This is a genomic window from Streptomyces sp. NPDC050439, from assembly GCF_040655335.1.
Classification (GTDB): domain Bacteria; phylum Actinomycetota; class Actinomycetes; order Streptomycetales; family Streptomycetaceae; genus Streptomyces.
Window position 1 is genome coordinate 312,186 of the sequence record NZ_JBFAJT010000005.1, and the last position, 12,313, is coordinate 324,498.

The following is a 12,313-nucleotide window of genomic DNA, read 5'->3' on the forward strand; positions in this document are numbered from 1 at the left end:
TGTCACGTGCTACGAGTGGCTATTATCCCGGCCCGTCAGAGCACGAAGCCCGCGGGGAAGGGGTCGTCCGGGTCGAGGAGGTACTGCGCGGTGCCGGTCACCCAGGCGCGGCCGGTGAAGCTGGGCAGGACCGCGGGGATGCCCGCGACCTCGGTGGTCCCCAGGAGCCGTCCGCTGAAGCGCGTGCCGATGAAGGACTCGTTGACGAACTCCGTCTCCAGGGGCAGCTCGCCGCGCGCGTGCAGCTGGGCCATGCGCGCGCTGGTCCCCGTGCCGCACGGCGAGCGGTCGAACCAGCCGGGGTGAATGGCCATCGCGTGCCGGGAGTAACGGGCGGTGGCGCCGGGCGCGTGGAGGTGGACGTGGTGGCAGCCGCGGATGGACGGGTCCTCGGGGTGCACCGGTTCGTCCTCGGCGTTGATCGCCTCCATCAGCGAGAGGCCCGCCGCGAGGATGTCGTCCTTGCGGCCGCGCTCGAAGGGGAGGCCGAACTGGTCTAGGGGCAGGATCGCGTAGAAGTTGCCGCCGTAGGCCAGGTCGTATGTCACCGAGCGGCCGTCGGGCAGGGTGATCTTGCGGTCGAGTCCGACGGCGAAGGACGGCACGTTCTGGAGCGTGACGGCCTTCGCCGCGCCGTCCTCGACGGCGACCTCGGCGACGACGAGGCCCGCCGGGGTGTCCAGGCGGATCGTGGTGACCGGCTCGACCACCTCGACCATGCCGGTCTCGACGAGGACGGTGGCGACGCCGATGGTGCCGTGCCCGCACATCGGCAGATAGCCGGAGACCTCGATGTAGATCACGCCGTAGTCGCAGTCGGGCCGGGTGGGCGGCTGGAGGATCGCGCCGCTCATGGCCGCGTGACCGCGCGGTTCGTTCATCAGGAGCTGCTTGATGTCGTCGCGGTGCTCGCGAAAGTGGAGCCTGCGTTCGTTCATCGTCGCGCCGGGTACGGTGCCGATGCCGCCGGTGATGACCCGCGTCGGCATGCCTTCGGTGTGCGAGTCGACCGCGTGCAGGACGAGTTTGCTGCGCATGGCGGAGCCCTTTCGTAGGTGGCCGTGCGGAGGCGTCAGGCGAGCCCGGCGGCGGCCGTCCGTTCGGTGGCGGCGCGCACGGCCTTCTCCTGGTCCGGGAGCAGCGGCACCCGCGGCGGACGGCAGGGGCCGCCGTGCCGTCCGACGATGTCCATGGACAATTTGATGGCCTGTACGAACTCGGGCCTGGAGTCCCAGCGCAGCAGGGGGTGCAGTTCCCGGTACAGCTCCTTGGCCGTGGTCAGCTCTCCGGTCACGGCGGCGCGGTAGAGCTCGACGCAGGCGGCGGGCAGTGCGTTCGGGTAGCCCGCGACCCAGCCCTTGGCGCCGGCGAGGGCGAGTTCGAGCAGGACGTCGTCGGCGCCGATCAACAGGTCAAGTTGCGGGGCGAGTTCGGCGATGCGGTAGGCGCGGCGGACGTCGCCGGAGAACTCCTTGACGGCGTGGATGTACCCCTCGCCGTGCAGCTGCGCGAGAAGTTCGGGCTGCAGGTCGACCTTGGTGTCGATGGGGTTGTTGTACGCGACGACGGGGAGCCCCGCCTTCGCGACCTCCTCGTAGTGGGCGAGCACGGAGCGCTCGTCGGCGCGGTAGGCGTTCGGCGGGAGCAGCATCACCGAGGCGCAGCCCGCGTCCTTGGCCTGCTCGGCCCAGCGGCGGGCCTCGGCGGAGCCGTAGGCGGCGACGCCGGGCATCACGCGGCTCCCGCCGACCGCCGCGACGGCGGTCGCCACGACCTCGGCGCGCTCCTCGGGGGTGAGCACCTGGTACTCGCCGAGCGATCCGTTGGGCACGACGCCGTCGCAGCCGTTCCCGACGAGCCAGGCGCAGTGCTCGGCGTAGCTGCCGTGGTCGACGGAGAGGTCGTCTTTCAGGGGCAGGGCGGTGGCGACGAGAACACCGTGCCAGGGGCGGGGGCTGTCTGCGGACACGTTCATGGGCGAGGTCCCTTCAGTGCGGTGCGGGGCTGGGTCCTAGGAGGAGGTCTGCTCGTCTTCGTCGGGTGCCTGTGCGAGCACGCCGAGCGGTACCGGTCTGGCGAACGGCCGCCGCGCGGACCGCTCCTCGCAGCCCGCGAGCCCGGCGACGGCCGCCGAGCACATGCGGCCCTGACACCAGCCCATGCCGGCCCGGGTCAGGAGTTTCACGGTCCGCGCGTCGGTGGCCCCGAGTTCCTCGACGGCCTCGCGGACCGCCGCCGCGGGAACCTCCTCGCAGCGGCAGACGAGGGTGTCGTCGCGCAGTTGCTCCGCCCAGTGCGCGGGCGGCTCGTACACGGCTTGGATCGCGGCGGCGAACTCCCGTGCTTTCGTACGTGCCTTGGCTGCGGCGGCCCATGTGCGCGGGTCAGGTGCGCTGCCCCGGAGCCGGGCGGCGGCCGAGCGTCCGGCGATGTGTCCCTCGGCGAGGGAGAGGGCCGCGCCGCCGATGCCTGTCGCCTCGCCTGCGGCCCAGACGCCGGGGACATCGGTGCGCTGCTCGGCGTCGACGGCGACGTCCACTCCGTCGATACGGCAGCCGAGGCCCTCGGCGAGATCGGTGTGCGGCAGCATGCCGTGGCCGACGGCGAGGGTGTCGCAGTCGATGCGCCGCTCGGTGCCGGGGCGCACCCGCCCCGCCGCGTCGAGCGCGGCGACGGTCACCGCCTCCAGCGCGTTCTTGCCGTGCGCTTCGACGACGGCGTGTCCGGTGGTCAACGGGACGCGGTGGCCGAGGAGTTGGGCGACGTACTGAGCACCCTCGGCGAGCTTGTACGGGTGGGCGGCGAGGGTGGCCGCGTGCCGCGCGAAGGCCTTGGGCCCTGCGGACTCGACGAGGGCGGCCACCTCGGCGCCGGCTGCCGCCAGGCCGGCGGCGACGGGCATGAGCAGCGGGCCCGTTCCGGCCACGACGACGGTGCGGCCCGGAAGGACGAGCCCTCCCTTGAGCATGGCCTGCGCGCCACCCGCGGTGAGCACGCCGGGCAGGGTCCAGCCGGGGAACGGCAGGACTTTCTCGTAGCCCCCGGTCGCGAGGAGCACGGCGTCGGCGGATACCGCCACGGACTCCTCCTGCTCGGGGCCGAGGAGCGCCTGCACGGCGAAGCCGCCGCCTCCCGCTACGCACTCCACGAACCAGACGTGATGTTCCGTCAGGTGGGTGACGCGGCCCGCCCCGATCTGTTCCGCGAGGCCGTCCCGCAGCCGCTCCCAGGTACGCCACTGGTGGTGCAGGGCCTGCGGGCGGCGGGCGCCGAGCGCGGCCGCGGGCTGGCGGTAGAACTGCCCGCCTGCCTGCGGGGCGGAGTCGATCACCGTGACCCGTACGTTCCGCTGCGCGGCGGCCAGCGCTGCGGCGAGGCCTGCGGGGCCCGCGCCGATCACCGCCAGCGTGCGGGGCGGCTTTGCCTCCGGCGTCACCGCCCGACCCCCTGCATCCGCCCCTTGCCGAACGGGCCTCTCCCGCCCACCCACCCGCAGCCCCGCATCCCACCCCGAACGAACAAGCTTTCCCGCCCACCCACCCGATTACCCCGCAGCGACCAGCGAATAGCCGCAGTCGGCAGCAGACGCGAGGGGACGTGCCGGTGAGTCTGCCCGGAGCACGATTCGCGGCACTCCGAGGCCGAAGCGGCCCCGCACCCCAGGCGGACCGGTCCCGCAGCACCGCCGCCGTCACCCAACGTCCCCACCTCCGCTCCTGATCACGTCTCCGGGCGCCGCCGGCACCAGGCAAGCCCGTTGGTTCGGGCGGCCGTTGACGTCGACCAGGCAGTCGAAGCAGACGCCGATCCCGCAGAAGATGCCCCTCGGCGCGCCCTCTCCTCGCGTCGTGCGCCACGCCGTGATGCCCGCCGACCAGAGCGCCGCGGCCACCGTCTGGCCCGGCAGGGCCGGGATCTCCCGGCCGTCGAACGTGACGGTGTGCGGTGGTCCCGGGCGGGCGCGGACCAGCTTCAGGGGGGTGCGTGTGCTCATGGCGCCTCCTCGGGCGGGCGGGCGTCGAAACGGTCGGGGAGGAAGGGGGTCAGGTCCAGGTCCGGTGGCGCGCCGCTCAGCACCTGGCCGATCAAGTGGCCCGTACCGGCGGCGAGTCCGATCCCCGCGCCCTCGTGACCGCAGGCGTGGATCAGCCCCGGCACCCGGGCATCGGGCCCGATGGCGGGGAGATGGTCCGGCATGTAGGGGCGGAAGCCGACATACGCGCGCATGGCCCGGACGTCGGCGAGGAACGGGAAGAGCCGCGTCGCCCCCGCCGCAAGCGCCCGCATGACCGGCAGCGAGAAGCTCCGGTCGAAACCGACCCGCTCGCGGCTCGCGCCGATCAGGACCGGCCCCGCCGCCGTGCCCTCGACCACCGGCGACGTCTGCAACGCGGCGGACCCGCTGGCCACGTCCGCCACATAGTCGGCGGCGTACACCTTGTGCCGGACCCTGCGCGGCAGCGGCTCGGTGACCAGGACGAAGCCGCGCCGCGGCAGCACCGGCAGGGAGACTCCGGCGAGGGCGGCGAGCTCGCCGCCCCAGGTGCCCGCCGCGTTCACGACGTACGGGGCGTGGATCTCGCCCCGGTCGGTGCGGACCCCGCGCACCTCGCCGCCCGCGGTCCGCAGTACGGCGGTGACCTCCCACCCCGTGCGGAGTTCGGCGCTCACGTTCCTTGCCATCCGCACCAGTTGGGCCGCTGCCAGCGACGGCATCACCTGGGCGTCCTGCGGGTAGTGGACGCCACCCGCCAGCCCAGGAGCGAGATGGGGTTCCAGGTCGTGCAGTTCGTCGGCCGCGACGGCCCGGGCGTCGACCCCGGCCGCACGCTGCCCCCTGACGAACTCCCCCAGCGCCGCGAGCCCTTCGCCGCTGGACGCGACGACCACGCCCCCCTTGGCCTCGTACTCGATGCTCGCGCCGATGCCCGGTTCCGCCGCGAGCTCCGTCCACAAGCGCCTTGACAGCAGGGCGAGTTCGAGCTCGGGGCCGGGTTCTTTGTCGGAGACGAGGATGTTGCCCTCGCCCGATCCGGTCGTGCCGCCGGCCACCGGGCCGCGGTCCACCAGGACGACGGAGAGTCCGGCGCGCGCCGCGTACAGGGCACAGGCGGCGCCCACCATCCCGGCGCCGACCACCACAACATCGCAGGTCAGCCGCTTTGTCACGCCAGTACTATGTCACATGTTCCCTTACGGGCCAAGGGTCTCTACGCTGGCGGAACCGCCCCAGAGCACTGCGCCACGAGCCCCGGAACGGGGAGAAAAGGTGAACCCGATGAGCGAGAAGAAGGCGTCCCGCCCCCGCAAGAACGGTCTGTATCCCGAGATCTCCGAGGAGCTCTCCGCCCTGATGCGGACGGGCTGGGCCGACACCGAGCAGCGCGACCTGCGTCCCGCCGAGCAGACCCCGCTCGCGGCGCGCCGCCGCGCCGCCCTCTCCGCGATGTTCCCGGGCGAGCGCCTGGTGATCCCCTCGGGCAAGCTCAAGGTCCGCTCGAACGACGACCATTACCCCTTCCGCCCGTACTCCGCCTACGTCCACATGACCGGCGACCAGGCGAGGGACTGCGCCCTCGTCCTCGAACCCCGCGCCGAGGGCGAGGGCGAGGGTCATGACGCGCACCTGTACCAACTCCCCCGCGACAGCCGGGACAGCGACGAGTTCTGGACCGGCATGACGGCCGAGCTGTGGATGGGCCGCAGGCGCAGCCTCGCCGAGTCCGAGCTGCTGCTCGGCCTGCCCTGCCGCGACGTCCGCGACGCCCCGGCCGAGCTGGCCGCGTCGCCCGGCGTGCCGACCCGCATCGTGCGCGGCCACGACCCGCGGTTGGAGGAGGCGGTGACGACCGACGAGGAGCGCGACGCCGAGCTGGAGGAGGCGCTCTCGGGCCTGCGCCTGGTCAAGGACGACTGGGAGATCGGCGAGCTGCGCAAGGCGGTGGACTCGACGGTCCGCGGATTCACCGATGTCGTACGGGAGTTGGCGACCGCCGTCGCCACATCCGAGCGCTGGATCGAGGGGACCTTCTTCCGCCGCGCCCGCCTGGAGGGCAACCACATCGGCTACGGCTCGATCTGCGCGGCGGGCGAGCACGCCACGATCATGCACTGGCAGGACAACGACGGCCCGGTGCGCCCCGGCGAACTCCTGCTCCTGGACGCGGGGGTGGAGACCCACACCCTCTACACCGCCGACGTCACCCGCACCCTCCCGGTCGACGGCACCTTCACCCCGCTGCAGCGCACGATCTACGACGCGGTGTTCGAGGCCCAGGAGGCGGGCATCGCCGCCGTGAAGCCGGGCGCCGCCTACCGCGACTTCCATGACGCGGCTCAGCGGCACCTCGCGCACAAGCTCGTCGAGTGGGGCCTGCTCGACGGCGACCCGGAGCGGGTCTTCGAGCTCGCGCTGCAGCGCCGCTTCACCATGGCGGGCACGGGTCACATGCTCGGACTGGACGTCCACGACTGTGCGCGGGCCCGCACCGAGGAGTACGTCGGCGGGGTGCTGGAGGAGGGCATGGTGCTCACCGTCGAGCCGGGCCTGTACTTCCAGCCGGACGACCTCACCGTGCCCGAGGAGTACCGGGGCATCGGGGTCCGCATCGAGGACGACATCCTCGTCACGGCCGACGGCAACGAGAACCTGTCAGCCGGTCTGCCGCGCGACTCCGCCGCGGTCGAGGCCTGGATGGACGGCCTGGTGAGCGGCCGCTAGAGCAGCGCAGCCGGGGTGAGCGGACTCGTCAGGACCCCTCTATACACTCGGTATATACACTCTATGTATAGTGCTCGCATGTCCGCTGCACAAAGCAAGATGAAGAGATCCGCCGCAGGGTTCCGCCGAGCCGCTTACATGACGGCCATGACCGCCGCGGTCATGGCCGTCGCCCTGACGGGCTGCACCAAGGTGGACACCACCTCCCCCAGCTCCGTGCGCAAGGACGCGCCTTCGGTGGGCGTGAAGGGCCGGGCAAAGGTCGGGACGGTCGACTGCCGCAGCATCAAGTGCGTGGCCCTTACCTTCGACGCGGGGCCCAGCGAGAACTCGGCGCGGCTGCTCGACATCCTCAAGGAGGAGAAGGTGCCCGCCACCTTCTTCCTGCTCGGCAAGAACCACATAGCCGAGCACCCCGAGCTCGTGAAGCGCATGGACGCCGAGGGCCACGAGGTGGCGAGCCACACCTGGTCGCACAAGATCCTCACCGACATCACGCCGGAGGAGGCGCGCGAGGAACTGCGCAGGCCCAACGAGGCGATAGAGAAGCTGATCGGCCACAAGCCGACGCTGATGCGCCCGCCGCAGGGCCGCACCAACCCGGACGTCAACAAGATCTCGCGCGAGGAAGGCCTCTCGGAGGTCCTGTGGAGCGTGACCGCCAAGGACTACACGACCAACGACTCCGCACTGATCAAGAAGCGCGTCATCGACCAGACCGAGCGGGACGGCATCATCCTGCTGCACGACATCTACAAGGGCACGGTGCCCGCGGTGCCGGGCATCATCGACGAGCTGAAGAAGCGCGGCTACGTCTTCGTGACGGTTCCGCAGCTGCTCGCGCCGGGAAAGGCCGAGCCGGGCATGGTCTACCGCCCGTAGCCTGGCAGGATCGCCGTGTGGCTCTCTTCCGTATCGACCGGGAATCATCCTTGCCCGCCGACGACGTCTGGCGCCGGCTCACCACCTGGGAGCGGCACGCCGACGTGGTCCCGCTGACGCGGGTCGTCGTGCGGACCCCGCCGCCCCACGGCGAGGGCACGGTCTTCGTCGCCCGCAGCGGGCTCGGTCCCGTCGGCTTCGACGACGTGATGGAGGTCGTGACGTGGCTTCCGGCCGAGGCGGGCGGCGGCCGGTGTCGGCTGGAGAAGCGCGGGTCGTTCGTGACGGGGTGGGCGGAGATCGAGGTGTCCCCCCGGGCCGGGGGGACCGGTTCGACGGTGCTCTGGCGGGAGGAACTGCGCGTGCGATGGCTGCCGGCGGTCTTCGACAGGGTGCTCGCGGCCGCCGGACGACGGATGTTCGGGCGGGCCGTGGACGGGCTGCTCTCCGGTCCCCCGCCGCGCCCCTTCGCGTGAGGAGCGCGAGGGCCCGGCGCCCTGTTCAGTCCCGCGAGGCCCGTACCCGCCCGTGCAGGGTCCGCGCGACCCTCGGGCCCAGCCACCGCTTCATCCGGCGCAGGGGCTCCAGCTGCTCGGCGGCGCGGTCGATCCGGTAGTACAGCTGCGGGGGGATGTGGGGCAGCAGCGGTGAGTGGCGCTGACCGAGCAGCGCGAACATCTGGGCCGGGTCGAGGCCGATGTAGCGCGGCAGGTTCTCGTACCACCGGGCGCTGTAGCGGGCCGCGCTCTGGACGGAGAGAAGGGCCGAGCGCCGCTCCCGTTCGTAGCGCGTGAGGGCGGCGGTGAGGTCGGTGTTGTCCCGCAGGGCGTCCGCCAGGGCGAGCGCGTCCTCCAGGGCGAGCGTCGTGCCCGCGCCGATCGAGTAGTGCGTGGTGTGCGCGGCGTCCCCGAGCAGGACCACGTTGCCGCGGTGCCACGTCCGGTTGGTCAGCGTCCGGAAGTTGAGCCACTGCGCGCTGCCGTCGGCCTGCGCGCGGCCGATCAGGCGGTGCCCGTCCAGGGGCCCGGCGAAGAGCCGCTCCAGGAGGGCGAGCCCGTCGGCCTCGCTTGCCTCGTGCAGGCGAAGGCCCGTCCAGGTCTGCGGGGAGCACTCGATGACACAGGTGCTCCTCTCGTCGCTGAAGCGGTAGCCGTAGCACCAGATCCAGCCGTGCGCGGTCTCCACGAAGGCGAAGGTGAAGGAGTCGAAGACCTTGGTGGTGCCGAGCCAGATGTACTTGTTGCGGCCGAGCGTGACCTCGGCGCCGAAGTGGTCCGTGTGGCGCTCGCGCAGGGCACTCCTGACGCCGTCGCCCGCGACGACCAGATCGGCGTCGGGAAGCTGGGCCGCGTCGGTGATCTCTTGCTCGAACTCGACGCGTACGCCGAGGGACCGGGCCCGGCTCGTGAGGATGTCGAGGAGCCGGTGGCGCCCGATGCCGTGGCCCTCGTCGCCGTGGTGGACCGTCGTGCGGTCGCCGACATGGGCGACGCCGTCGCTCCAGCGGACCGAGTGCTCGCTGATGGCGCGTGCGGACTCGGGGTCGCCGGCACGGAGTCTGTCGAGCAGGCCGCCCCAGTAGGTGACCCCCCAGCCGTACGTCGAGCCTTCCGGGTTGCGCTCGTGGACGGTGATGTCGTGGGACGGGTCCTGCCGCTTGAGCAGGATCGAGAGGTAGAGGGCGGCGGGCCCGCCGCCGACGCAGGCGACCTTCACGAATGCTCCTCTTGCGTCACGAAGTGATCAAGTCGTGACGCAAGGTAGCAGCAGGGGCGCGTCAGGCCACGGACCCGATCCGCCCGGCGGGCCGCCCCGAGCCGTCGTGGTGGATCGGCGTGTGGGCGCCCGTCAGCGAGACCCCGCTGCCGCCCCGGCGGTTCGCGACGATCTCCGCGGCGATGGAGAGGGCCGTCTCCTCCGGGGTGCGCGCGCCGAGGTCGAGGCCGATGGGCGAGCGCAGCCTGGCCAGTTCCAACTCGCTCACGCCGACCTCGCGCAGCCGCTTGTTGCGGTCCTCGTGCGTGCGGCGCGATCCCATCGCGCCGACGTAGGCGACCGGGAGGCGCAGGGCCAGTTCGAGGAGCGGCACGTCGAACTTGGCGTCGTGCGTCAGCACGCACAGGACGGTGCGGGCGTCGGTTTCGGTGCGCTTCAGGTACTCGTGCGGCCACTCGACGACGATCTCGTCCGCGTCCGGGAACCGCGCCGCCGTGGCGAACACGGGCCGCGCGTCGCAGACGGTCACGCGGTAGCCGAGGAACTTGCCGATCTTGACGAGCGCGGACGCGAAGTCGATCGCGCCGAACACGATCATGCGGGGCGGCGGGACGCTCGACTCGACGAGGAGGGTGAGCGGCTGCCCGCAGCGCGAGCCGTCCTCGCCGATCTCCACCGTGCCCGTGCGCCCCGCGTCCAGCAGGGCGCGGGCCTCGCCCGCGGCGGTGCGGTCCAGCTCGGGATGTCCGCCGAGCCCGCCCTCGTGAGGGGCGTCGGCGTCCGACCGTACGAGAAGGGCGCGGCCCACGAGTTCCGCCGGGCCGGAGGTGATGCGGGCGACGGCCGCGGCCTCGCCGGAAGCGGCGGCCGCGAGCGCGGCCGCGATGACCGGCCGCGCGGAGGAGTCCGCGCGGACCGGGGTGACGAGGATGTCGATGATGCCGCCGCAGGTCAGACCCACGGCGAAGGCGTCCTCGTCGCTGTATCCGAAGCGTTCGAGGACGCTTTCGCCGTCAGCGAGTGCCTGCTGGCACAGTTCGTAGACGGCGCCTTCCACACACCCGCCGGAGACGGAGCCGATGGCCGTGCCGTCGGAGTCGACGGCCAGGGCCGCACCGGGCTGCCGGGGCGCGCTGCCGCCGACCGCCACCACGGTGGCGACGGCGAAGTCGCGTCCCTGCTCGACCCACCGGTTCAGCTCTTCGGCGATGTCCAGCATGTCCGTCTCCTAACGGGTGTGTGAGGGCCTGGAGGGGCTACTTGACGCCCATCCAGTTCTCGATCGGGTGGAGCGCGAAGAAGGCCAGGAACACGAGGGCGAGCACCCACATGAGCCAGCCGATCTCACGTGCCCTGCCCTGCGCGGCCTTGATCAGGACGTGGGCGATGACACCGGCCGCGATACCCACCGTGATGGAGTACGTGAACGGCATCAGGACCGTGGTCAGGAACACCGGGATGGCGGTGGCCTGGTCGGTCCAGTCGATGTGCCGGGCGTTGCTCAGCATCATCGCGCCGATGACCACCAGGGCGGCGGCCGCGACCTGCGTCGGGATGAGCTGCGCGAGCGGGGTGAAGAAGAGGCACAGCGTGAACGCGAGGCCGGTGACCACGCTCGCGAAGCCGGTGCGCGCGCCGTCGCCGACGCCGGCGGTGGACTCCACGAAGACCGTCTGGCCCGACGCACCGGCGAGACCGCCGACGACGCCACCGGCACCGTCGATCGCCAGTGCCTTGTTCAGGCCCGGCATCTTGCCGTCCTTGTCGGCGAGGTTGGCCTGCTGGCCGATGCCGATGATGGTGCCCATGGCGTCGAAGAAACCGGCGAGGACCAGGGTGAAGACGATGACGCCGACGGTGATGCCGCCGATGTCGCCGATGCCGCTGAAGGACACCTCGCCGAAGAGCCCGAAGTCGGGCGACGAGACGACGGAGCCGTCGATCTCCGGGGCGTTCAGGCCCCAGTCCTTCTCGGACATGCCCGCGAACTGGTGGACGAGCGCGGCGAAGACGGTGCCGCCGACGATGCCGATGAGGATCGCGCCGGGGACCTTGCGGACCTGCAGCAGGAAGATCAGCAGGACGGTGACGGCGAAGCACAGGACGGGCCAGCCGATGAGCTTGTCGTCGATGCCCATCTGGATCGGCTTCGCGCCCATGTCACCGTGCTTGGACGGCATGGAGGTGACGAAGCCCGCCTGGACCAGGCCGATCAGCGTGACGAACATGCCGATGCCCATGGTGATGGCGTGCTTCAGCGCCAGCGGGATCGCGTCCATGATCAGGGTCCGCAGGCCGGTGAGGACCAGCAGGATGATGATGACGCCGTAGATGATGCACATCGCCATGGCGTTGCCCCAGGTCATCTCCGGGGCGACCTGGAAGGCCATCACGGCGGAGACGCCGAGTCCCGCCGCCAGGGCCAGCGGCACATTGCCGAGGATGCCCATGACGATGGTGGTGGCGGCCGCCGCGAAGACGGTGGCGGTGGTCAGCTGATCACCGTCGAGGCGGTGTCCCGTGGCGTCGGGAACCGAGAGGATCACCGGGTTGAGCAGGATGATGTAGGCCATCGCCATGAAGGTGGTGATGCCGCCGCGCACCTCCCGGCCGACGGTCGATCCTCTGTGCGTTATGTGGAAATACCGGTCCAGCCAAGACCTGCCGGCGGGGACGCGCGAGCCATTGCCCGCGTCCTCCGCGCTGGTCTTCGGCTCCGTTGACTGCTGGGTCATGGTGCCTAACTCCCAAGGTTCAAAGGGGCACCCGCAACAGGCGGTTCACAAGAGGGTTGGGCCTGTGGAGACTGCGGGATTTGGGATGCTGCGTTGGGCGCACGACCCGGGGGACGGCCCGAGACGAACTGGGGCTCCGAAGAGCGTGGGTGCTGCGTGGGTGACGCGTGGTGATGCGTGGGTGCTGCTCAGGTACTGCGATGACCGCGAGCGGTGCGGTACTGGGGTTCTCCGGGCGGCGCGAGCGGTAGGAAGTGTG

At 71.6% G+C, this 12,313-nt stretch carries 11 protein-coding genes; 3 read left to right on the forward strand and 8 right to left on the reverse strand.

Annotation, left to right across the window (positions count from 1 at the left end):
- Positions 1 to 35: 35 nt before the first annotated feature.
- From AB0I66_RS22575 to AB0I66_RS22595, 5 genes are all read right to left on the reverse strand, one after another.
- A complete protein-coding gene (locus tag AB0I66_RS22575; RefSeq protein ID WP_363209707.1) occupies positions 36 to 1,037 on the reverse strand; it encodes a proline racemase family protein in 1,002 nt (333 codons plus the stop codon).
- Positions 1,038 to 1,072: 35 nt separating this feature from the next.
- Positions 1,073 to 1,975 carry a dihydrodipicolinate synthase family protein gene (locus AB0I66_RS22580; RefSeq protein WP_363209708.1) on the reverse strand — a complete coding sequence of 301 codons (903 nt, stop codon included), beginning with the start codon at positions 1,973 to 1,975 and terminating at the stop codon, positions 1,073 to 1,075.
- 36 nt (positions 1,976 to 2,011) lie between these two features.
- A complete protein-coding gene (locus AB0I66_RS22585) occupies positions 2,012 to 3,436 on the reverse strand; it encodes an FAD-dependent oxidoreductase (protein ID WP_363209709.1) in 1,425 nt (474 codons plus the stop codon).
- 255 nt (positions 3,437 to 3,691) lie between these two features.
- Positions 3,692 to 3,994, reverse strand: a complete 303-nt coding sequence (locus AB0I66_RS22590) for a (2Fe-2S)-binding protein (RefSeq protein WP_363209710.1) — start codon at positions 3,992 to 3,994, stop codon at positions 3,692 to 3,694.
- Positions 3,991 to 5,169 (reverse strand): FAD-binding oxidoreductase, encoded by a 1,179-nt coding sequence (locus AB0I66_RS22595; protein WP_363209711.1) that lies wholly within the window; start codon positions 5,167 to 5,169, stop codon positions 3,991 to 3,993. Before AB0I66_RS22595 ends, AB0I66_RS22590 begins: the two co-directional genes overlap by 4 nt.
- Before the next feature lie 109 nt (positions 5,170 to 5,278).
- Between AB0I66_RS22595 and AB0I66_RS22600 the strand changes: the two genes are divergently transcribed.
- The 3 genes from AB0I66_RS22600 (at position 5,279) to AB0I66_RS22610 (ending at position 8,079) form a co-directional block, all read left to right on the forward strand.
- Complete coding sequence (locus AB0I66_RS22600) at positions 5,279 to 6,721, forward strand: aminopeptidase P family protein (protein WP_363209712.1); 1,443 nt, start codon at positions 5,279 to 5,281, stop codon at positions 6,719 to 6,721.
- Positions 6,722 to 6,859: 138 nt separating this feature from the next.
- Positions 6,860 to 7,603, forward strand: a complete 744-nt coding sequence (locus AB0I66_RS22605; protein ID WP_363210050.1) for a polysaccharide deacetylase family protein — start codon at positions 6,860 to 6,862, stop codon at positions 7,601 to 7,603.
- Between the two features lie 17 nt (positions 7,604 to 7,620).
- Positions 7,621 to 8,079 carry an SRPBCC family protein gene (locus AB0I66_RS22610; protein WP_363209713.1) on the forward strand — a complete coding sequence of 153 codons (459 nt, stop codon included), beginning with the start codon at positions 7,621 to 7,623 and terminating at the stop codon, positions 8,077 to 8,079.
- A gap of 25 nt (positions 8,080 to 8,104) precedes the next feature.
- Here the strand turns inward: AB0I66_RS22610 and AB0I66_RS22615 are convergent, their stop codons facing one another.
- From AB0I66_RS22615 to AB0I66_RS22625, 3 genes are all read right to left on the reverse strand, one after another.
- Positions 8,105 to 9,319: an FAD-dependent monooxygenase gene (locus tag AB0I66_RS22615; RefSeq protein ID WP_363209714.1), complete on the reverse strand. Its 1,215-nt coding sequence runs from the start codon at positions 9,317 to 9,319 to the stop codon at positions 8,105 to 8,107.
- Positions 9,320 to 9,380: 61 nt separating this feature from the next.
- Positions 9,381 to 10,538, reverse strand: coding sequence for an XdhC/CoxI family protein (locus tag AB0I66_RS22620; RefSeq protein WP_363209715.1), 1,158 nt, complete (start codon positions 10,536 to 10,538; stop codon positions 9,381 to 9,383).
- A gap of 37 nt (positions 10,539 to 10,575) precedes the next feature.
- Entirely contained in the window at positions 10,576 to 12,054 is a 1,479-nt protein-coding gene (locus AB0I66_RS22625) for an NCS2 family permease (RefSeq protein WP_363209716.1), read from the reverse strand.
- Between the last annotated feature and the right edge of the window lie 259 nt (positions 12,055 to 12,313).

Bases quoted from the DNA above. Each gene is read 5' to 3' on its own strand.
- AB0I66_RS22580 (WP_363209708.1), bottom strand. From the start codon at position 1,975: ATGAACGTGTCCGCAGACAGCCCCCGCCCCTGGCACGGTGTTCTCGTC.
- AB0I66_RS22575 (WP_363209707.1), bottom strand. From the start codon at position 1,037: ATGCGCAGCAAACTCGTCCTGCACGCGGTCGACTCGCACACCGAAGGC.
- AB0I66_RS22625 (WP_363209716.1), bottom strand. From the start codon at position 12,054: ATGACCCAGCAGTCAACGGAGCCGAAGACCAGCGCGGAGGACGCGGGC.
- AB0I66_RS22620 (WP_363209715.1), bottom strand. From the start codon at position 10,538: ATGCTGGACATCGCCGAAGAGCTGAACCGGTGGGTCGAGCAGGGACGC.
- AB0I66_RS22605 (WP_363210050.1), top strand. From the start codon at position 6,860: ATGACGGCCATGACCGCCGCGGTCATGGCCGTCGCCCTGACGGGCTGC.
- AB0I66_RS22590 (WP_363209710.1), bottom strand. From the start codon at position 3,994: ATGAGCACACGCACCCCCCTGAAGCTGGTCCGCGCCCGCCCGGGACCA.
- AB0I66_RS22600 (WP_363209712.1), top strand. From the start codon at position 5,279: ATGAGCGAGAAGAAGGCGTCCCGCCCCCGCAAGAACGGTCTGTATCCC.